The organism is Kitasatospora sp. NPDC059577, assembly GCF_042735475.1.
Classification (GTDB): Bacteria; Actinomycetota; Actinomycetes; order Streptomycetales; family Streptomycetaceae; genus Kitasatospora.
In genome coordinates this window covers 197,790-217,892 of the sequence record NZ_JBHWBZ010000003.1, presented here as the reverse complement: position 1 = coordinate 217,892, position 20,103 = coordinate 197,790, and the positions used below count along the sequence as shown (strand labels likewise).

18 protein-coding genes are annotated in these 20,103 nt (G+C 73.8%); 5 read left to right on the top strand and 13 right to left on the bottom strand.

Annotation, left to right across the window (positions count from 1 at the left end):
* The first annotated feature begins 424 nt into the window (after positions 1-424).
* On the top strand, positions 425-862 hold the full coding sequence (locus ACFV0O_RS04910; protein ID WP_380336441.1) for a nuclear transport factor 2 family protein: 438 nt from the start codon (positions 425-427) through the stop codon (positions 860-862).
* A 75-nt stretch (positions 863-937) separates the two neighbouring features.
* Here ACFV0O_RS04910 and ACFV0O_RS04905 read toward each other — a convergent pair whose 3' ends face one another.
* The 9 genes from ACFV0O_RS04905 to ACFV0O_RS04865 form a co-directional block, all read right to left on the bottom strand.
* Positions 938-1,510 carry a hypothetical protein gene (locus ACFV0O_RS04905; RefSeq protein ID WP_380336438.1) on the bottom strand — a complete coding sequence of 191 codons (573 nt, stop codon included), beginning with the start codon at positions 1,508-1,510 and terminating at the stop codon, positions 938-940.
* An 80-nt stretch (positions 1,511-1,590) separates the two neighbouring features.
* On the bottom strand, positions 1,591-1,974 hold the full coding sequence (locus ACFV0O_RS04900; RefSeq protein ID WP_360250965.1) for a hypothetical protein: 384 nt from the start codon (positions 1,972-1,974) through the stop codon (positions 1,591-1,593).
* A gap of 378 nt (positions 1,975-2,352) precedes the next feature.
* Positions 2,353-2,496 (bottom strand): hypothetical protein, encoded by a 144-nt coding sequence (locus ACFV0O_RS04895; RefSeq protein ID WP_380336435.1) that lies wholly within the window; start codon positions 2,494-2,496, stop codon positions 2,353-2,355.
* On the bottom strand, positions 2,466-2,774 hold the full coding sequence (locus ACFV0O_RS04890; RefSeq protein WP_380336432.1) for a hypothetical protein: 309 nt from the start codon (positions 2,772-2,774) through the stop codon (positions 2,466-2,468). The genes ACFV0O_RS04895 and ACFV0O_RS04890 overlap by 31 nt, the downstream gene beginning before the upstream one ends.
* A 101-nt stretch (positions 2,775-2,875) precedes the next feature.
* The gene (locus tag ACFV0O_RS04885; protein WP_380336429.1) at positions 2,876-3,979 is read right to left on the bottom strand and encodes a hypothetical protein; all 1,104 of its coding nucleotides are present in this window, start codon (positions 3,977-3,979) and stop codon (positions 2,876-2,878) included.
* Positions 3,976-4,269: a hypothetical protein gene (locus tag ACFV0O_RS04880; RefSeq protein ID WP_380336427.1), complete on the bottom strand. Its 294-nt coding sequence runs from the start codon at positions 4,267-4,269 to the stop codon at positions 3,976-3,978. Before ACFV0O_RS04880 ends, ACFV0O_RS04885 begins: the two co-directional genes overlap by 4 nt.
* Positions 4,270-4,438: 169 nt before the next feature.
* On the bottom strand, positions 4,439-6,031 hold the full coding sequence (locus ACFV0O_RS04875) for a hypothetical protein (protein WP_380336424.1): 1,593 nt from the start codon (positions 6,029-6,031) through the stop codon (positions 4,439-4,441).
* 78 nt (positions 6,032-6,109) lie between these two features.
* Positions 6,110-6,877, bottom strand: a complete 768-nt coding sequence (locus ACFV0O_RS04870; RefSeq protein WP_380336422.1) for a leucyl/phenylalanyl-tRNA--protein transferase — start codon at positions 6,875-6,877, stop codon at positions 6,110-6,112.
* Positions 6,878-6,882: 5 nt separating this feature from the next.
* Positions 6,883-10,341 (bottom strand): amino acid adenylation domain-containing protein, encoded by a 3,459-nt coding sequence (locus tag ACFV0O_RS04865; RefSeq protein ID WP_380336419.1) that lies wholly within the window; start codon positions 10,339-10,341, stop codon positions 6,883-6,885.
* Positions 10,342-10,622: 281 nt separating this feature from the next.
* Here ACFV0O_RS04865 and ACFV0O_RS04860 point away from each other — a divergent pair, with 281 nt between their 5' ends.
* Entirely contained in the window at positions 10,623-14,021 is a 3,399-nt protein-coding gene (locus ACFV0O_RS04860; RefSeq protein WP_380336416.1) for a putative bifunctional diguanylate cyclase/phosphodiesterase, read from the top strand.
* Between the two features lie 128 nt (positions 14,022-14,149).
* On the opposite strand, the gene ACFV0O_RS04855 is transcribed toward ACFV0O_RS04860, so the two are convergent.
* The 3 genes from ACFV0O_RS04855 to ACFV0O_RS04845 all read right to left on the bottom strand — a co-directional run bounded on the left by ACFV0O_RS04855 (position 14,150) and on the right by ACFV0O_RS04845 (position 15,624).
* Positions 14,150-14,386, bottom strand: coding sequence for a multiprotein-bridging factor 1 family protein (locus ACFV0O_RS04855; RefSeq protein ID WP_380336413.1), 237 nt, complete (start codon positions 14,384-14,386; stop codon positions 14,150-14,152).
* A 190-nt stretch (positions 14,387-14,576) separates the two neighbouring features.
* Positions 14,577-14,888: an ArsR/SmtB family transcription factor gene (locus ACFV0O_RS04850; protein WP_380336411.1), complete on the bottom strand. Its 312-nt coding sequence runs from the start codon at positions 14,886-14,888 to the stop codon at positions 14,577-14,579.
* A 397-nt stretch (positions 14,889-15,285) separates the two neighbouring features.
* The gene (locus tag ACFV0O_RS04845; RefSeq protein ID WP_380336408.1) at positions 15,286-15,624 is read right to left on the bottom strand and encodes a hypothetical protein; all 339 of its coding nucleotides are present in this window, start codon (positions 15,622-15,624) and stop codon (positions 15,286-15,288) included.
* A gap of 259 nt (positions 15,625-15,883) precedes the next feature.
* On the opposite strand from ACFV0O_RS04845, the gene ACFV0O_RS04840 reads away from it, so the two are divergent.
* The gene (locus ACFV0O_RS04840; protein ID WP_380336406.1) at positions 15,884-16,084 is read left to right on the top strand and encodes a hypothetical protein; all 201 of its coding nucleotides are present in this window, start codon (positions 15,884-15,886) and stop codon (positions 16,082-16,084) included.
* 1,028 nt (positions 16,085-17,112) lie between these two features.
* Here the strand turns inward: ACFV0O_RS04840 and ACFV0O_RS04835 are convergent.
* Positions 17,113-18,129, bottom strand: a complete 1,017-nt coding sequence (locus ACFV0O_RS04835; protein ID WP_380336403.1) for a ScbA/BarX family gamma-butyrolactone biosynthesis protein — start codon at positions 18,127-18,129, stop codon at positions 17,113-17,115.
* A 722-nt stretch (positions 18,130-18,851) separates the two neighbouring features.
* Here ACFV0O_RS04835 and ACFV0O_RS04830 point away from each other — a divergent pair.
* Both ACFV0O_RS04830 and ACFV0O_RS04825 read left to right on the top strand, forming a co-directional pair.
* On the top strand, positions 18,852-19,241 hold the full coding sequence (locus ACFV0O_RS04830) for a hypothetical protein (protein ID WP_380336401.1): 390 nt from the start codon (positions 18,852-18,854) through the stop codon (positions 19,239-19,241).
* Between the two features lie 194 nt (positions 19,242-19,435).
* Entirely contained in the window at positions 19,436-19,960 is a 525-nt protein-coding gene (locus ACFV0O_RS04825; protein ID WP_380336398.1) for a peptidylprolyl isomerase, read from the top strand.
* Positions 19,961-20,103 lie beyond the last annotated feature (143 nt).

Below are 20,103 nucleotides of genomic sequence, written 5' to 3'. Positions count from 1 at the left end.
GTGGTTTTTTTTTTATTCGCTCACTGTGCTCGGCCGGTCCCCCCCCCTCACACTGGGGGGGGGGGCGCCGGGGGCGCGCCCCCCCGCCACTTCCTGCGTCTGCGCCTCGCGATCGGGCGCCGCGGTCACCTACGACTTGGTGGGAACCACCGAGTAGCAGCCGGAGTCGATCGGCGAGATCCAGTTGCGGTAGAGACTGTCGAATTCTCGATTCCTCGGCGCGCGAATGCCTGGCAGCGACCGATGACATGACGAGATGCCATGACACCTGGTCGGCCAGTCACATGACTGATGCCGTGGATGCGCGCAGCGGCAACAGTGGCGTTCGACGGCCGGAACGCCCGTCGCCCGGCCGCCGCCCACGCCCCTCCGGAAGGACCGGAGGGCCGCCCCACCACCTCCGTCCCACCCGAGGGGAACCACCGTGACCGCGTCCGCCCACCGCGCCGTCGAGAACCTGATCGCCCGCTACGCCGAACTCGTCGACGACGGCGACTTCGCCGGGCTCGGCGCCCTCCTCGCGGACGCCACCTTCATCGGCAGCGGTGAACCGGTGCGCGGGAGTGCCGCGATCGAGCGGCTGTTCCGGGACACGGTCATCGTCCACGCCGACGGCACGCCCCGCACCCAGCACGTCACCACCAACACCGCCGTCGACGCCGACGAGCGGGCGGGCACCGCGACCGCCCGCTCGTACGTCACCGTCCTCCAGGCCCTCCCCGGCCTTCCTCTCCAGCCCATCGCCGCCGGCCGCTACCACGACCGCTTCCGACGGCACGACGACGGCCGGTGGCACTTCGCGGAGCGGCGCGTCCGCATCACCCTGCTCGGCGACGTGAGCCGGCACCTGCGCACCCCCTGAACCGGACACGAGCCGGGTGCACCGGGCACGCCGGGCATGAGCCGAACTCATCGGCGCCCGGCGCCGATCGACGGGTCAGCGGCCCGGGTCCTCGAACTGCCGGATCTTGTCCCCCGCCGAGAACACCTCCCGGCCGTCGGAGTCGAGGGCCGTGAGGTCGGTGGCGGTCCCCGGCTTCACCGCGTAGGCGAAGAACCCACGCCCGCCGGACGTGGCCGTGACCGCGACCGGCCGGGGTGCTCCCGTGCGGCTGTGGGCGAGCAGGCCCGCCACGCTCGGGTCAGCCGCGCCGTAGACGAGCAGGACGCGGTCGTCCAGGCCGTCGACGGCGACGTTGACCGGGACGGCCTTCGAGACCGGCGGGTCGCAGCCGTGCCCGGTGGCCCGGCGGTCGACCGAGGCCTGGGTGCAGAGCAGGCCGTTCTCGTCCAGCAGGTCGACCTGCCAGGGGACGCCGTCCACCTCCCCCCGGGCGATCACCGCGACCTTCGACGCCTCCGCGCCGGGCACAGCGGTGGCGGCCCCGGAAGCTGCCCCGGGAGCGGCAGCCGCGGGGGCGGGACGCGTGCCGGCGCCCGGGCCCGTGGGGCCGCAGGCGGCGAGCGTCGCGATCAGGGCGGGCAGGAGGACGGGGCGGATCCGGCGCATGACGCTTCCTTCCGGTGCCGGAGCGGAGGGAGGGCCCGCGCGCGACGACGCGGGCCCCTGGTGCCGACGACGATCCTTCGTCAGTTCGTCGCGAACGCCTTCGAGCAGGGCGCCGATCCGTTCCCGTACCAGCGCAGGTAGTACGCCGTGCTGGTGTTGACCCCGATGCCGCGCGGGTCGACGTGGTCCCGGCCGTCCACGTCCCAGCTGTAGCTGGAGAACACCTTCTGGGAGCCGCTGGTCTTGACGAGCGAGACGTAGAAGCTGTGGGCGGACCCGCCCTCGCAGGCCCAGCCGCCGATGTGCACCAGGCCGCCGGTGGGGACGAAGTCCGCACTCGCGTGGTACGACCCCGAGCCCCAGGCCTGCCAGAAGTCGGTAGCCTGCGCGGAGCCGGTGGAGAGGCCCGCCACCAGCACGGTGGTGGCGGCGATCGTGATCGTGCTCAGGACCTTTCGGAACATGTGCGTTCTCCTGTCATCGGACTGGTTCACACGCCGGATCGGCTGTGCCGCATGAGCATCGGGCGTGGTGGCCGCGACACGGCCCGGTCCCGCCCCCGGGGGAAAGCCTGCGTGAGCGGGCGCCACGCCGGATTGTAGAAATGCGCATGACAGAAACCGCACTACCCGGGCCCGCCCGGGACCGCCCGGCCTGAGGGCCCCGGCACCGGCCTCGGCCTCGGCCTCGGCCTCGGCGCACCGAACGCGAACTGCTGCGCCCGCTCGGCTCCGGACGCCATGGAACGCCTGGGTGCGAGCAGCCGCTTCGAGGCCGGGATCAAGGCCGGATCAAGGGCGTCCACCGCGGCCGGCCTTGAACCGCCCCCGCCCGGCCGGGCCTCAGAACGTCAGCGGACCGTACGTGCCGTCCCGGAAGGTGACGGCGTGCGGCTCGGTGTCGAACTCCTCACGCACATAGCCGCCGTAGCCCGGCTCCCGGACGTACGGCGCGATCAGGTCGAGGAGGGTGACGAGGTCGCCCATCGTGTCGTCCAGCCACAGGTTGCGGCTGAACAGCCCCAGACCCGCAGCGGACCCTCGGCCGTGAAGCCCGGGGACTGGAGCCGCAGGGAGGCGCAGTCCCCGCCGGGCAGGCGGCTGTCCGGATCCGGGGCGAGCATCGGGTGGGCGTGCTCCTGCTCGTCGAGTCCGGCCGGGCGCTGGTCGAGGAGGCCGAGGTGCCAGCGCAGCACGTCCAGGACCGCCTCGGGGGTGTCCTCCCGGAGGAAACAGCCGAGGCCGACTTCGTAGTGGTCGCTCACCCGGCCGATTCTGCCCGCCCGACCCGACAGTCCCCGACCCGACAGTCCCCGACCCGACAGTCCCGGACCCGTCAGGGGCGGACCCGTCAGGGGCGGACCCGTCAGGGGCGGAAGCCGTCGACCAGGTAGGTCCCGTCGGGTTGGCGCCGCAGGGTGACGATCCCGCCGAACTGGCCCCTGACCGTCGCGGACCAGCCGTCGTCGGCGTGGTAGGTGACGTTCGAGTCCACCCGGAGCTGCACGGCGCCCTCGGTCCGCTCGCCTGCCGGGACCCGCCCGTCCGGTACCGGGCCCGCCGTGGCGGACGTGACCACCGACCAGCCCTTCCGCTCGGTCACTTCCGGCGGCCAGACCGGGTTGTCGACCGGGTCCGCACCGGCCTCGGACTCGCCCTTCGCCGCCGTCTCCGCGGTCATGTACGGCTTCATCCGGGAGACGACCGAGGCGAGTCCGGTGTCGCCGCGCCGCACGTCGATGCTGTTCCCCGCGATCACCCAGGCGAGGGCGACGGACTCCGGGTCCTTCGGGACGACCGTGAGCGGGGGCGTCGGCGTGCTCGGCCGGACGACGGGCTCGGACGGCGGCGGGTCCGCCGCCTTCGGCGCGCCCGGCACCGCGGTGCCGGGGATCTGCCCGCGCTCGTCGGAACACGGGTTGCAGCGGACCGGGGCGCCGACCTGCCCGCCGTACACCGTGGTCCAGCCCGAGGCCTCGGCCCGCAGGCCGGTGGTCAGACCGGGCCGGACCCCGGTGACCCGGAACGGCCGGTCCCCGTCCTTGAGCGTCCAGGTCCGGTGCTCGCCGTCCACCGAGCCATCCACGGTGAGGATGAACTCGTAGCTCTTCCGGGCGGCGATAGCGGACAGGTTGACCACCTCGGGCTTGCGGTCCTCCAGGTACAGGTACTGGTCGGTGAAGAAGGGGGCGTACGAGATCTCGCCCATCGGGCTGCCGATCAGGGCAAACCGGTCGGCGGAGTCCAGGTCGATGCCCATGTCCACCGTGGTCCCCACGCCCTGCGGCGGGCAGTACGCGGCCGTACCGGGCAACGGGTCCTGCGCGGTGCCGACAACGATGGCCCGCAGCCCCTGGATCGCTACGGTGTGGCCGCTGCCGCCGGTCGCCTCCACCACCAGGTGGGAGGTGCCGACGTCCACGCCGCCCTGTCCGTGCATCCACGACCAGGTCGCCTCGCAGCCGGTCACCGAGGGGGGATCCCGGTCGGCCCGAGCGGCCGCTCCACCACCGCGTTCCCCTCGACGGCGCCATCCCCCAGTGCGTAGCGGGCGGTGAGGGTCGGCCCGGGGGCGCCGTCGTGGTCCAGCACCAGGTAGGTGGTCGCGGCGGTGAGGACCGCCATCACGGCGCCGACAGCGACCACCATCCGGACCGGGTGCTCGGGCGGGAGGTTCACCGAAACCTTGCCGCCCTGGATCACGGTGCCGTAGTTCGCCGCACTGCGGAACGAATCGTGCGTCTCGCCCTGCTCGCTCATCCCCCACCCCGTCAGGCCGCTGCGAGGATCGAGGATGCGGGTGGGAGGCGGCGAAGGAAGGGCCACGCACCGCTACACCCCCGGTCGGCGGGGCCGGTCGAAGGGCCGGGGAACGACGCGGCCCCTCGACCGGGGGTTCCGGTCGAGGGGCCGTGGGGGTGCCGGTCCGTCAGCTCTTGGTCGGCTTCGGCGACGGCAGCGCCGCCGAGCCGCCGATCAGCGGCCACTCCTTGTGGAACGGCGGCAGCGGCAGCTTGCCCTCGATGATCGGGGTGCCGAAGATCTTCAGGTGCGCGGTCAGCGCACCGTTCAGGTCGACGCCGCCGAGCAGTGCCCAACTGCCCTGGACCTGCGGCGGGTTGCCGGAGGAGTCGGCGATCAGCGAGCCTTCGGCCTGGGCCTTCAGGTAGGGGGCCACGGTGGTCTCCACGCCGACGGTGTCGTAGAGGCCGACACTGATCTCGGCGCCGAGGGCGGCCCGCACGCCGGCCTTGCCGTTGAGCCGCACGTGGATCGGGCTGACCTTGGTGTCGGCGCTGGTGACCGGGGTCCAGCCCTTGCCGCCGGTGTAGTCGGCGCGGACGGCCCAGGTGCCGGTGGCGTCCTGTTCCGCCTCCAGGTGGACCTGACCGTCGGCGCTGACCTCCAGGTAGCAGGTCAGGCCGAGGTTGACGACCACCGGCAGGCCGGCGACGGTCAGCACCGGGCTGGCCTGCAGCTTGGCGAAGGGCACCCGGATCGGCGCCGCGCCGGTGTTGCGGGCGACGTCCCCGGTGACCTTCCACTGGGCGTGGGCGTCCAGGTCGAAGCCGATCGACGCGGTGCGCGGGCTGCCCGCGCCGGCGCCGTGGTAGGCGAAGTGGACGGCCGGGTGGAGCTGGAGCGAGCCGGAGGCGTCCAGGCTGGCGCCCTCGGGCAGCGGCACGGGGGCCTTGACGTTCACCTCCAGGGTGCCGGAGGCGTCGGCCTTCACGCCGTTGAGGTCAGCGCCGACGGTGGCCTTGAGGTCCTTGACCAGCGGGGTCACCGTGATGCCGTGCGGGTCGACGGGCACGCTGCCGTCGGCCTCGGTGCCGCCGAGGAGTTCGGCGAGGGTGGCGGGGCGGGTGGCCAGGTTGAGGGTGTTGCCCGCGCCGGGGTGGACGGCGGTGACGGCGACCAGTGCGCCCTGCGGCGCGGCGGCGGTCGGCGGGCTGGCGATCAGCTGGCCGGGCTGGACGGCGGCGACCGCGGCACCGGCCGAAGGACCGCCGGTGGACGGACCGCCGGTGGACGGGCCGCCGGCGGAGGGACCGCCGGTGGACGGTGCGGCGGTGGACGGGCCGGCGCCGGCGCTCGGGGAGGCCGCGGCCGTCGGGGCCGGGCCGCCGGCCGCGGTGAGGACGGCGGTGCCGCCCGCCGGGTCGTACGCGGTCAGCTGCAGGGCCTTGGTCGCCGCCGTGACGGCGGCGCCGTCCTTGCCGGGGCTGCCGATCGCGGCCTGCTTGTCCCCGGCGGGCGCGGCGGTGACGGGCGCCGTGCCCGGGGTCGGACGGCCCGCGGCGGCCGTGGCGGCCTTGGCGCGCGGGGTGCCGCCGGCGGGCGCGGCGGCGGCCGGGCTGCTCCCGGCGGCGGTCGGGCTCGGGTCGGCGACGGTGGCGGCCGCCGGGGCGGCGCCGGTCTGGGTGGTGCCGGGGCTGGTCGGCCCGCACGCGGCGGCCCCGGCAAGGATGAGGGTGAGGACGGCGGGGCCCGCGGCCCTGCCTATCGAACTCTTGAACACGCCGCGTCATGTTACTGACGAGGAATAAGTTTGTCGAAGACAGGCCAAACAGTCACCCAACGCGGGTTTAACGCCAGGTCACCCGAGACGGCCCGCCGGCAGGGCCGCGCCGTCCAGCGGAACGCCCCCGCCGTCCCCGGACAGCTCCGCGAGGTACCGCGAACGCGCCATCGGTTTCGCGCCCAGGCTGCGCACGTGCGGCCCGTCCCACTGCGCGTCGAGCAGCCGCCCGCCCGCCGCGCCGAACCGGGCGCCGAGGTCGGCGACGGCCACCCGGGCGGCGTCCGGGCGGCGCCGGAACATCGAGTCCAGGCTCAGCACCGGCCCGACGGCGACCCCGAACACCCCACCGATCAGCTCCTCCCCGTCCCACACCTCCCCGCTGTGCGTCGCCCCCAGCGCGTGCAGCCGATCCAGCGCCGACGCCAGCTCCTCGGTGATCCAGGCCGGTTCGCGCCCCTCGCCGCACGCCTCCAGCACCCGCCCGAAGGCCCGGTCCGCGCTCGTCCACCACCCCGACCGGTTCCGCAGCCGCCTCGCCAGCCGGGTGCCGAGCCGCACCCCGTCGGCCGCGATCACCGGCCGGGGGTCGGGCGACCACCAGGCCACCTCGTACGGGTCCTCCCGGCCGGGCAGCAGCACCGCCCCGCCCGCCCCGACGGCGTCCCCGTACACCGCCTCGTTGTACGCGCTCGCGTACACGTCCGCCGCCGGCAGCGGGAACAGTCCGCGCCGGTACGCCGCCAGCAGCTCCTGCGGCCCGAGCGTGCCGCCGAACGCCACCGGGCCGTCGCCGGGGCCGAGCCGGACGTCGAGCGCGTCGAAGACGGCGGCGTCGTGGCGCACGCCGCTCACCGCGCCGCCCCCAGGAACCCGTCCCGCTCCAGCTCCGCCAGGTAGTGGTCGATCAACCCCGCGTCCACCGCGGGCAGTTCGATCCCGCTCCCGGTGAGGGCCGCATCCGTGTTCGCCCGGTCGAACAGCGGGAAGGTCGGCCGGAAGTACATCTCGCTGATCGACAGCTCCGACCCCGGGGCGCGGTCGACGAACAGCGGGACGAACGGCGCGATCGGGTGCGTCGGCCGCCCGGCCGCGAACCGGACCAGGCCCTGCACCCACTCCCCGTACGACAGCCGGTCGATCCGGTGGCCGCGCGCCCGCAACCGGTCCGCCAGGTCGGCGAGGACGCCCGGCTGCGGCGAGGTCAGGTGATAGACCTCGCCGTCGGCGGGCGCGTGGGCGGCGATGTGGGCGATGGCGTGGGTGAAGCGGTCGGCCGGGACGAAGTCGAGGAGCAACCGCACGTCCGGGCAGGTGCCGCTGTCCGCCAGGTACTTGATCAGCGCGCACAGCTCGGTGCCGGTGTTCATCACGCCGCTCGCCAGGTCCCCGGTGACGTCGTTGGTGCGCAGCACCGTGACCGGCAGCCCCGCCTCGGCGGCGTTGTGCAGCAGCTGCTCGGCCACCCACTTGCTCTCGACGTAGCCGACGCCGATCCGCTCCGGGTACGCGAGCGGGGTCCGTTCGGTGACCTTGTCGACGCCTGCCGCCCCGAAGCCGGCCAGCACGGCGAGGGTGGAGAGGTAGTGCACGGGCACGCCCCGGCTGTGCCCGGCGAGCCGGACGATCTCCCGGGTGCCGCCGACGTTGGCCTCGCGCAGCTGGTGGTACGGGTAGAGGAAGTTGACCTGCCCGCCGAGGTGGTGGATGGCGTCCAGGTTGCCCGCCATCCAGTCGAACTGACGGCCCGTCAGGCCGACCCTGGGCTGGGTGAGGTCGCCGACCAGCGGCACCACCCGGGGGTCGGCGAGGTCGTGGCGGAGGAAGCGCTGCTGGGTGGCTCGTAGCCGCTCCATCGCGTGCTCCTGGTCGGGCGCCCGGACCAGGCAGTGGATCCGGGCCCGGGTGGTGGCGAGCAGGGCGTGCAGCAGGTGCGCGCCGCAGAAGCCGGTGGCTCCCGTGAGCAGGATCTCGGTGGGTTCGGCCCGGGAGGGCGCGGGGCTCCAGGACTGGCCGACGGGACCGGTCAGCCGGGCCTCCGCGAACCAGTCGACCGGCGTCTCCCCGGCGGCCGGGCCGGTGACCGACCCGAGCTCCGGGTCGAGGTCCGGATCGAGGTCCCGGTCGAGGCCCGCGCCGACCGCCTCCGCGCCGACCGGGACGCCCGCCCCGGCGCCGGGGCCGCCGCCCGCCCTGGCCTCCTGCAGCGCCCGCGCGAAGTCCCGCAGCAGGGGTTCGTGCAGCAGCGCACGGGTGAGCGCCCGCACCCGGCCGACGTCGATGCCGAACATGATCCGGGCGCGCGCCAGCATCTCCATGGCCAGCAGCGAGGTGCCGCCGAGCGCGAAGAAGTCGTCCTCCGGGCCCACGGTCTCCACGCCGAGCAGCTCCGCCCACAGCTGCCCGATCGCCTCCTCGACCGGGCTCGCCGCCGCGGCCGTCCCCCGGGGCCCCTCCCCGGCCCCGGCTGCGGCCCCGGTCCCGGCCGCGGCACCGATCCCGGCCCCGGTCCCGGAGCGCGCCCTGGACCCCGCCCGCAGCGGGGCCTGCGGCAGCCGGCGCCGGTCGATCTTGCCGGCCGCCGTCAGCGGCATCGCCTCCAGCGGCACGAACTCGGCCGGGAGCAGGTACTCCGGCAGCCGGTCGGCCAGGAACGCCCGGATCCCCTCGGCGCCGTCGGCCGCCCCGGCCGCGAGCGTGTAGTACGCGGTCAGCGCCCGGCTGCCGTCCGCCGCCGTCGCGTCCGCCGCGACCCGCGCCTGCCGGACGTCCGGGTGCGCGGCCAGCACCGCCTCGATCTCCGCCGGGTCCACCCGGTGGCCGCGCACCTTCACCTGGTCGTCGAAGCGGCCGAGGATCTCCAGCTGCCCGTCGGCCCGCCAGCGTCCGGCGTCGCCGGTGCGGTACATCCGCTCGCCCGGCAGCGGCGCGTACGGGTCGGGCAGGAAGGCCTCGGCGGTGAGCCCGGCCTGCCGCCAGTAGCCCCGGGCGAGGCCGGGCCCGCCGAGGTGGATCTGGCCCTTCTCGCCGGGCCGGACCGGCCGCAGCAGCGCGTCCAGCACGTGCACCCGCACGCCCGGCAGCGGCCTCCCGATCGGCACCGGGGCGGCCGGTCCCCCCACCCCGTCCCCGCCGTTCAGCAGCTCCGCCGTGACCTCGCACAGCGTGGAGGTGACGGCCGCCTCGGTGACCCCGTACGCGTTGAGCAGCCGCGCCCCGGGCAGCCGGTCCAGGCAGCTGCGGCAGTCGTCGGCGTGCACGACGTCCCCGCCGACCACCACCAGGCGCAGCCCGTCCGGGCCGGGCCCGTCGGGCGGGAGCAGGTCCAGCACGTGGTGCCAGTAGGCGGGCGTGAAGTCGGCCGCGGCCAGGCCGAGCCCGGGCAGCCGTCCGACCAGCTCGGTGGGCGCCCAGGTGCCGCCGGCGCCCGCCTTCCCGCCGCCCATGACGACCGTCGCGCCGGCGAGCAGCGCGCCGAGCACCTGCTCCAGGGCCGTGTCGGAGCCCAGGGCGGCCAGTTGCAGGACGCGCTCACCCGGTGCCAACCGGTAGGCGTGGACGATCCGGTCGAGCGTGAACACCAGCGCACGGTGGGTGACCGGGACGCCCTTGGCGCGGCCGGTCGTGCCCGAGGTGTAGATCAGGTAGGCGAGGTCGTCCGGGACGGCACCGTCGTCCGGCGGGGGCTCCCCCGCGTCGCCGTCCTCCGCCCGCACCGCCACCACGCCCGGGAACCCGTGACCTTCGGTGACCACCGCTCGGGCCCCGCAGTCCTCCACCAGCCGCGCCAGCCGCCGCTCCGGGTGCGCCGGATCCAGCGGCAGGAACGCGCCACCCGCCTTGAGCACGCCCAGCCAGGCCGCCACCAGGTCGGTCCCGCGCTCCAGGCAGACCGGCACCACCTGCTCCGGTCCGGTCCCGTGCGCCCGCAGCGCGGCGGCCAAGCGGTCGCTGCGCAGGTCGAGTTCGCGGTAACTCAGGGTCGCGTCCTCGGCGACCACGGCGAGCGCCTCCGGGTCGTGCGCCGCCCGCGTGCGGAACAGCCCGTGCACCGTGTCGGCGAACCCGGCCGCCACCCGTCGCGGGCCGTCGGCACCGGCGAGGCCCAACCCCGCCGGCTGCCACTCACGCTCCACCCAGGCTCGGCACTCGGACCGTTCGGCCGGCCCGTACACCCGGTGCCAGCCACCGGGAACGGTCAAGTCCCCCGGCCAGAGCGCGTACTGACCGTCGTCGTTGCGGACCACGGCGTGACGCCCGGAACTCGCATCCGTACGTACGCCCCGTGCGCTGTCTGCTGCGTCGTCCACCGGCTTGACCTCGCGCTGTCACGGCAGAATGCTTGGGAGTGCGACATTTCCGACTATACGCACTCATGACACATTGAGAACGTCCGGTCGCCCACCGACCGGACGCCTCGCACGTGCGCGAAGAAGGCACCCGTCCCGAGCGCGAACACACGCCTCACCGCAGGCGCGAGGAAGCGCCCGACCCCACCACCCGGGGCCGCGACACGGCACCCGGACCCCTCGTCCTCGCCCGAACTCCCCCGTCCGACCGACGGGGTGATGTCGCGGAGGAGGTAGCCTCGTTGACACGCCGGCGACAACGCCTGATGGCCTGTTACCTGCTCTGGATGGTGCTGTTCATCAGCATCTACTACGCCAACCCGAGCCAGCGGATCATCTGGTGGACGGGTATCGGCCTCGGCGGCGTCGCCGCCATCGTGCTCGGCGTCCACCTCAACCGCCCCGCACACGCACGCTTCTGGTACCTGCTGGCACTCGCCAACCTCAGCTTCACCGCGGGCGAGGTGGTCCAGGCCGTCCAGCTGGACATCCTGCACCTGCCCAACCCGTTCCCCTCCGTCGCCGACGGCTTCTACCTCGCCGAGTACGTGCTGTACGCGGCGGGCGTGCTCGGCTTCATCCGATGGCGCACGGCCCGTCAGGACCGCGCCGTACTGCTCGACGCGCTGATCCCCACCATCGGCCTGGCCCTGCTCGCCTGGATCTACCTGATCCTCCCGTACACCCGCAGCCCCGACCTCACCTGGTTCCAGAAGGTCGTCTCGATCGGCTACCCGCTCGGCGACCTGGTCGTCCTCGCCCTGCTGCTGCGCCTGCTGAGCCCACGCGGCGGCAACTCCCGCTCGCTGCAACTGCTCGCCGTCGGCACCGTCGGCCTGCTCATCTCCGACGTGCTCTACGCCCTGATCCAGCTGCACGGCACCTGGCGCATCGGCACGCCCGTCGAACTCGGCTGGGCCGCCTTCTACACCGCCTGGGGCGCGGCCGCGCTGCACCCGTCGATGGTCGAGCTGACCAAACCCGTCCCCACCCAGGAACCGGACCTCAGCACCGCCCGGCTCGTCCTGCTCACCCTCGCCTCACTGATCGCCCCGGCGATCCTGATCATCGAGTCGGTGGCCGGGAACACCCACAACGCGGGCGTGATCGGCGCCTTCTCCGCGCTCCTCTACCTGCTCGTACTCGCCCGCCTGGCCGTCGTCGTCTCCGCCCGCAGACAGGCCGTCGCCCGCGAACGGGCACTGCGCGAGGCCGGTGCCCGGCTGACCGCGGCCGTCACCGTGGAGGAGGTCTCGGACGCCGTCCAGTCCACCGCCTCCACCCTGATGCCCGCCGAGCCCGGACACGTCGCCCTGCTCGCCGTCACCGAGGGCGGCGTGCTGCACGTCCGGCACGCCGAGCACGGCGCGGCCCAGCACCGACTGGGCAACGCCTCCGACTCCGACCAGGTCCTCGCCCTCGCCTCCTACCGCGAGAGCCGACTGCTGCCCGTCTCGTCCGTCGACCTGCCGTCCCGCGAACTGACCGGACACCTCGACGGCATGCCGTACGCCCTGATCTGCCCGCTCACCCTCGCCGAGCGGCCCTCCGGCGACCCGCTGATCGGCGCCCTGATCGTCACCGGCACCGAACAGGAACTGGCCAGCCTCTGGAGCTCCCTGGAGATCCTCGCCGGGCAGGCCGCCCTCGCCGTCGAACGGCTCGTGCTGAGCCGGGAGGTCACCCGCCGCAACAGCGAGCTGTACTTCCGCACGCTCGTCCAGAACACCAGCGACGTCATCCTCATCCTCGACGCCGACGACCGCGTCCGCTACGCCTCCCCCTCCGCGGAGTCCGTGCTCGGCCACTCCGCACTGGAAGGCGCCCTGCTCACCGACCTCGTCCCGCCCGAGGACAGCCGGGAGGTCGGCAAGGCGCTGGCCCGGATGCGCGGCGCCGCGGCCCCCACCCGCGGCGACCGGTCCCGCGACCGGTCCCGCGCCCAATCCGGGGACGGGTTCGGGGACGGGTTCGGGGACACGGCCGGCGACGGAGCCGGGTCCGGGTCCGGGTCCGGGTCCGGGTCCGGGTCCGGGTCCGGGTCCGGGTCCGGGGACAGGTTCGGGTCCGGGGACAGGTTCGGCAAGAGGTCCGGGGACCGGGCCGGCGAACGATCCGGGGACGAGACCCGGGCGCAGCCCCGGGAGCAGCTGCGCGATCAACTCCGCGAACACTGGCGGCTGCTGCGCCAGGACCGCACGCCGATCGAGGCCGAGGTCCGCTTCAACGACCTGCGCGCGGACCCGACCGTCGGTGCCCTGGTGCTCACCCTGCGCGACGTCACCGAGCAACGGCAGATGGAGCGCGAGCTGACCCACCGGGCCTTCCACGACTCCCTCACCGGCCTCGCCAACCGGGTGCTGTTCCAGGACCGGGTCGGGCACGCACTGTCGCGCGGCGAGCGCAGCGGGTCCGTCACCGGGGTGCTCTTCATCGACCTGGACGACTTCAAGGTGGTCAACGACACCCAGGGCCACGCGGTCGGCGACGAACTGCTGGTCGCGGTCTCACTGCGGATCTCCACCGCGCTGCGCTCCTCCGACACCGCCGCCCGACTCGGCGGCGACGAGTTCGCGGTGCTCGTCGAGGACGCGCTGCACCCGTCCGACGTGGACACCATCGCGGCGAGCGTGCTGGAGGTCTTCACCGAACCCTTCAAGCTCAAGGCGGGCGCGGTCCGGGTCAGCGCCAGCATCGGCGTGGCGACCACCGAGGACAGCGTGGACGCCGCCGAACTGCTCACCCACGCCGACCTCGCGCTCTACTCCGCCAAGGCGGCCGGCCGCCGCCAGTGGTGCCACTACCGGTCGGCCCTGCAGGCCGGGCTGGTGGAACGGCACGAGCTGAACGAGCACCTGGACTCGGCAATCGCGGAATCGGCGTTCCAGCTGTACTACCAGCCGATCGTCGACCTGCGCACCGGCGACCTGGTCGCCTTCGAGGCCCTGGTCCGCTGGCCGCACGACCGACGCGGCATGGTCCTGCCCGACGAGTTCATCGCCCTCGCCGAGGAAAGCGGCCAGATCGTCCCGCTCGGCGCCTGGGTCCTGGAACGCGCCACCCAGGAGGTCGCCGCCTGGCACGCGGCCAGCTCCGCCGCCCGCACCGCCGCCGGCCGCCCCCCGCTACGGGTCAACGTCAACGTCTCCGCCCGCCAGTTCCGCGACGCCGGCTTCGTCGACGTCGTCCGCCAGGCCATCGCCACCTCCGGCATCGACCCCCGCACCCTCGTCCTGGAACTCACCGAGTCCGTCCTGATGCGCCGCGACGACCGCATCCACGACGACATGGCCACCCTGTCCGGCCTCGGCGTCGGCATCGCCATCGACGACTTCGGCACCGGCTACTCCTCCCTGTCCTACCTCCGCGAGTTCCCGATCTCCCTCCTCAAGATCGACAAGTCCTTCATCGACGGCCTCGGCCACTCCACCCAGCAGTACGCCCTGGTCGAGGGCATCGCCCGGATCGCCGACACCCTCGGCGTCCAGGTCATCGCCGAAGGCATCGAACACCCCGAACAGCGCGACCTCCTCGCCGCCATGGGCTGCCCCCTCGGCCAGGGGTACCTCTTCGCCCACCCCATGGACTCCCCCCACGCCCGCACCCTCGTCCGCAGCACCACCACGTACGAACCGGCGTGAGGGCGAGGGCGGGGCGCGAGAGTCGGGGGACGGGGACGGGGCGACGGGGCGGCGGGGCGACGGGGTCCGTGCGGGCGCGCGGGGTGCAGGCGTGCAGGCGTGCGGGCGCGCGGGCCTGCAGGGTTCGGCTAGCGGTCCGTGCTCAGTGCGCGCGACAGCACCGTCAGCAGCGCGAGCGTCGGCATCGCGTGGCCCGCCTCGATGGTGCGGAGGTGGGTCTCCGGAAGACCTGATCGGGTGGAGAGGTCGGCGAGCGTGAGGCCGAGCGCGGTGCGACGGTCGCGGACAGCACGGGCCAGGGAGTCGGCGGGGTCGCCGTCGGGATGGGCGGGGAAGTCCTCGATCAGGGGGCGCACGTGGTCCACCGGAGTCTCCTCATCGTCCTGTGAGGGCGCACAGTTTGACACACAGTCACCACGACGGAGGGCCAAGGGGCGGTCAAGATTCCTTGACCGCCCCTTGGTGTCGGCGGGCGCCCCCGGAGGCCCCTCCGAGCGCCCCGGCCTGGCGCCGGGCTGGCGCCGGGCTGCCCGGGGGCTCGGGGGTTCACGCGGGTCAGGGGTTCGACCGGATCAGGCCGAGCAGCCCCGGGAAGCGCTCGTCGAGCTCCTCCCGACGGAGGGTGGCCGCACGGCTGTTGCCCCGGTCGACCTGACGCACCAGTCCGGCCTCGCGCAGCACGCGGAAGTGGTGGGTGATCGTGGACTTGGAGACCGGGAGCTCGAAGGAAGCGCAGGTGCGCGCCACCCCCTCGGCTTCCCGCAGCAGGGCGGAGATCACGCCGTAACGCAGTGGATCGGCCAGCGCGTTCAGGACCGTCCGCAGGTCCATCTCCTCGGCCGAGGGGTGACCTTCCGGGTCGGGCATCGGTTCCTCCATCCTCCGACGTCCTCAGGTATGGGTTGCATCGTACCTTGCCACGCGACACCGTAAGGTTCGGAAAATTCCTTACCTGGCCGGTCCGCGGTCGACCCGAGCCCGGAGCTGCGACCCACGAGTACCCGGACCACAACTCCCACCCCGCCACCGTTCATGACGGACCGACAGCACCCCAGCCACACAACGACCCTGGCTGCCTCCCTCCCCGCCGCGTTCGTCGTCCTGATGTCCGTCTCCGGGACGGCCGTCGCCCTCCCCGACATCGGTACCGGCACCGGCACCGGCACCGGCACCCACGCCGGCCTGGTTCCGCTCCAGTGGGTCGTGAACGCCTTCGACGTCGCGTTCGCCTGCTGCGCCCTCGTCTGGGACTCGACCGCCGACGTCATCGGCCGGACCAAGCCTCCGCCACCGGCGGCGCCGTGCACGCCGACGCGGCCGTGTACACCGTCGCCTCGCTCCCCGGCTCCGTCACCAATTCCGTCACCGACTCCGTCACCACCGACGTCATCGCACCGGACGCCGCCCGCACCCTCACCGGCATCGGCGGCGGCGCCGTCTTCGCCTGCGGCGCCGCGATCCTCTCCACCGCTTCGACGGCCCGGCCCACGCCAGGGCCTTCGCACTGTTCGGCACCATCACCCGCACCGGCGTCGCCATCGGCCCCTCCCTCACCGGATGGCTGGTCCAAGACCTCGGCCGGCACCGGGTGTTCGCCGTGCACGCCGTCGCCCTCACGGTCGTGCTGCTCGCGGTGCCCGCGGTCTCCCGTACGACGCCCTCCGCCCCCGCAGTGGCTCCGGCGGCGACTCATACTCCGGGTCCGACGGCGACTCAGGCTCCGGCGTCGGGCGGATCGACGTCCCCGGCAGCGCGCTGTTCGTGGTCGCCACGGTGCTGCTCACCACCGCCATCGCGCAGGGCTCCCAGTGGGCTTGGGGCAGCCTCGGCGTGATCGGCCCATTCGTCGGCGCGCGGTCGTCGTGCCGCCCGTCTTCGCCGCCGTCGAGAACCGCACCGCGCACCCCGTGCTCGACCTGAGCGCGCTGCACAACCGCCGCTTGGTCGGCCTGCGCCCGGCGCCGGTCGCCGCCTCCTCCGGCTTCGTCACCATGCCGACCCGCCTGCCGAGTCACCCGGCCGCCGGCACCGGCCGCGGCCGCGGCGCGCTGGCGGCCTGCTGATGCTGCTGCCCACCGCCCCGGTGCTGGTCCTGCCGATCTCGCCGCCAAGCTCGTCACCCGGGACGTGCCCCGCGCTCACCCCGCCCCGCGCCGGCCTGGCCTGCCTGGCCTGCCCCTGGCCTGCCTGGTCGCCGGCGACTCCGCCCTCGCCCTGCTCTCGCCCTCCGCCACCGTCCTCGTGCTCGCCACCCCGATGCCGATCACCGGCTCCGGCATGGGCCCGTCGGCCGGCCTCGTCGACGGCCCGGGCCCTGGAACCGGTCGACCCGGCCAAGGCGGGCATGGCAGCCGGTTTCCTCAACGCCCTGCGGCTGGGCAGCGAGGCCCGTCGTCGTCGCGGTGTACGGCTCCGCGCTCGCCACCGTGCCCGGCACCCGGATCACCGACGGCATCGGCGCCCACGAGGGCGCCTCGCGGGCCGGCGAGGTGACCGACCCGGCCGCCGGCGACCAGGCGGGCGCCTCGCGGGCCGGCGAGGTGACCGACCCGGCCGCCGGCGACCAGGCGGGCGCCGGCCGGCCTCTCCGGCGCAACCGGCCACCAAGGCTTCGTGGACTTCCTCGCCAACGCCTACGACTCCGCCTGCCACTCCGTCCTGCGGGGCCTCTCGGCCGTCGGCGTGGTGCTGTCCGTCGTGATCACGGCCCTGCTGCGTGACCGCCGGCAGTAGGCCCGAGCCTGAGCGACCCCCGAGAGCGGGCTCGGCGCCGACACCCGAACCGCTCCGGTCCCACGCTCATGACCCCAACGACCGCCATGCGCGCCACCCACGGACGGCGGCTCATGAGCGCGACTCATGGGTGCGTGGCCATGAACTTCGCGCATGAGCTGGGCCATGAGGTTCGCGCATGTGACCTGACATGAGACCGACTCATGGGCCTCGCTCATGAGCTTCGCTCGCGGGACCGGCCCATGAGCGAAGCTCACGGTATGCCCCGTCCATGAGCGCGGCTCATGCCCCGCCGACACCCGTCGTGTCGCGGCGGCGCCACTCGGGCCGCCCGGGCACCACAGGCACTACAGGCACCTCAGGCACCGACCCCGGCATAGGAGAGCGGGTGCTCCAGAGCTCCCGCCATCCGCCCGGTGCGGGTCAGGTGCACCCGGGCACGGGCGATCAGCTCGTCCTCCTGCACCATGGAGATCTCGAACGCGACGGTGTCCGCCGCCGGCGCCTCCACGATGTGCACGACGCAGTCGGTCGGTAGCTCGAACTCGCCGAAGCGGGTGAAGTCGGTCTCGACCCGGGAGAGGAGCAGGCTGCGCGGCGAGAGCCCGAACAGTTCCTGCGCCGCGCACATCGCGGACTGCCGGAAGCCCTCGAAGATCAGCACACCGGGGATGTGGTCCAGCGGGTGGTCGAACAGCGCCGGGTTGCCCTGGTCGACGACGACCTGGGCACGGAGCTCGCGGTCCCCCGTCTGCACCCCGGCCAGCACCACGTTCTGGCCCGAGGCCCGGCCGACGGAGATCGACGGCACCCGGCGGCCGGTGTGGTGCGGCCGGGCCGGGGCCAGGCTGAGCGCGGCGCGGCCCTTGGCACGCATCCGGTCCCAGGCGGCGCCCGGCATCCACTGGCAGACGGTGCGCATGGTGGCGGCCTCCCGGCCGTCCACCGAGAGGACCAGGTCCAGGGCGCTGCCCGTGACGACGCCGTCCCGGTGCTTGAGGCCGGCCTGGTGGGCCCGGATCTCGGCCCGGCCGGGGCGGGCCCCGATCCGCAGCGCCTCGGGGTCGGTGACGGCCAGCTCCCCGCTGACGAAGATGAACTTGTCGTCCAGCGGTGCGTCCAGGAAGGTGTGCGCGGCGTAGATGGAGGACTGGCGGAAGACCTCGACCAGCAGCAGCGGGTCGTACACGGCGGGCGCGGTGACGTGGTCGCTGTAGTAGCTGTGCACCCGCGGCAGCTGCGCGGCGATGAGGTACTCGTCCTCGGCGACCCGGGCTGCGTCGGTGAGGAAGACCTCGCAGACGGCGGCCCGGTGGACGGTGGCGCGCGGGACGGTGTTCGAATACGTGAGAGCACCGTCGAGGATTGCGGACATTGCTGGGCTGGCCCCTCTGTACCCCTGCATGCAGGTACCCCTCCGGCCGGAGGTGCGGGCGCGATCGTACCTCCGATCGGAGCGGGGCCACTGTGGCGCAGACCACCCGGAAGCGGACCCGCGCGCTGCGGCCCGTGCAGCCCGCAGCGCGGGAACCACCCAGGTCAGCAGCCGGACCGCGCCCTCGCCGCCCGGCACGCGAATGGCCCGTCGCAGCAGCGCGACGGGCCATTCGTGTACGGCTGCGGGTCCGGAGCAGGGGCCCGGAAGCCGGGAAACCGCGCGCCGGGCACCGGGACCCGTACATCGGGACCCGTACATCGGGCACCGAGAACCGGGACCCGTACATCGGGAATCGAATCCCCTGGCCCCCGGGCCGGCCGCACCCCGGACCGGCCGCACCCCGGACCGGCCGAGTTCCGGGATGGTCGAGCAGTTGCGGTGCTGCCTGTCGCACCAGTGGGCCCGTCTCGGCATCAAGCTCGGTGATCTCCTCGTCGAGCGCCTGGCGGCGGCGGCACAGGCGTCGATCGGGTCGGACTCGAGTGGCGGCGGAACGACCTCGCCCACCGGCCACCGGTCCGTGGTCAGTACTGCCCGGAATTCAGACATTCGTGCGCGGAACCGGACAGTCAGATGACTGATGCCGCCGACGTGACGGCCACGGGACAGTTGAGCCGCTCCGCGAGGAGACATGTCGCAAGAGGAATCTGGAGTCGTTCATGAAGTACCTGTCGGGCAAGCTGCCGAAGACGGCCGGCGCGCTGGGCCTCGCCGTAGCCGCGCTGACCGCCGTGTCGGCCACTCCGGCCACGGCGAGCGCCGCCGCGACGGCCGGCTGCACCAAGTACTACAACGTCTCGGGCGTCCAGGTGCAGGTGGACAACTGCTCGACCGGCTGGATCTGGGTGTACAACGGCAACGGCACCTACGACACGGCCACCGTCCACGCCACGTCCTACGGCGAGGGCAAGGAACTGTCGGCGGCCAAGTACAAGACCAATGCCACCAAGTACGGCAACGTCAACAGCTTCCACGTGTGCGGCACCAAGTACATCGGTTGGTTCCCCCCGATCCCGCGGACCGAGTGCGGCGTGGAGATCTACGTGTGACGACCACGGCCTGATCGCGCGGGCGGTCCCCGACCGCACACGGGCGGTCCGCCGAGGGCGTCGGCGGACCGCCCCCTGCGCGCCGGTCGTCTCTCGTCACACGTCCGGGTGAGATGCCGTGCTGTCGCCCCGGGTTGGTCCGGCTCGGTCGGAAGACTGACCGCGCCAGTAGGACCGACCGAAGGATGTGTGCCGTGGCGGAAGAGCTGTACGCGACGCTGAAGACCAACCAGGGCGACATCGTGATCCGGCTGCTGCCGAATCACGCCCCCAAGACCGTCCGCAACTTCGTGGAACTCGCCACGGGCGAACGGCAGTGGGTCGACCCGAACACCGGCCGGCCGAGCACGGCCAGGTTGTACGACGGCACCGTCTTCCACCGGATCATCCAGGGCTTCATGATCCAGGGCGGTGACCCGCTGGGCAACGGCACCGGCGGCCCGGGGTACGAGTTCGCCGACGAGTTCCACCCGGACCTGGCGTTCACCGAGCCGTACCTGCTGGCCATGGCCAACTCCGGGCCGGGCACCAACGGGTCCCAGTTCTTCATCACCGTCTCCCCGACCACCTGGCTCACCGGCAAGCACACCATCTTCGGCGAGGTCGCCGACGACGCCGGCAAGAAGGTCGTCGACGCCATCGCCGACGCCGAGACCACCCACAACGACCGTCCGGTGAAGGACGTGGTCATCGAGTCGGTCGCCATCGAGACCCGCTGACGGAGAAGGCCCGGGGGGGGGGCCCCCCCCCCGGGGGGGGCCCCCCCCCCCCCCCCCCCCCCCCCCCCCCCCCCCCCCCCCCCCCCGGGGGGGGGGGGGGCGCCGCCCCCCCCCCCCCCCCCCCGCCCCCGCCCCCCCCCCCC

Bases quoted from the DNA above. Each gene is read 5' to 3' on its own strand.
- ACFV0O_RS04905 (WP_380336438.1), bottom strand. From the start codon at position 1,510: ATGCGCCGGATCCGCCCCGTCCTCCTGCCCGCCCTGATCGCGACGCTC.
- ACFV0O_RS04900 (WP_360250965.1), bottom strand. From the start codon at position 1,974: ATGTTCCGAAAGGTCCTGAGCACGATCACGATCGCCGCCACCACCGTG.
- ACFV0O_RS04895 (WP_380336435.1), bottom strand. From the start codon at position 2,496: ATGGGCGACCTCGTCACCCTCCTCGACCTGATCGCGCCGTACGTCCGG.
- ACFV0O_RS04880 (WP_380336427.1), bottom strand. From the start codon at position 4,269: ATGAGCGAGCAGGGCGAGACGCACGATTCGTTCCGCAGTGCGGCGAAC.
- ACFV0O_RS04850 (WP_380336411.1), bottom strand. From the start codon at position 14,888: ATGCCCGACCCGGAAGGTCACCCCTCGGCCGAGGAGATGGACCTGCGG.
- ACFV0O_RS04835 (WP_380336403.1), bottom strand. From the start codon at position 18,129: ATGTCCGCAATCCTCGACGGTGCTCTCACGTATTCGAACACCGTCCCG.
- ACFV0O_RS04830 (WP_380336401.1), top strand. From the start codon at position 18,852: ATGAAGTACCTGTCGGGCAAGCTGCCGAAGACGGCCGGCGCGCTGGGC.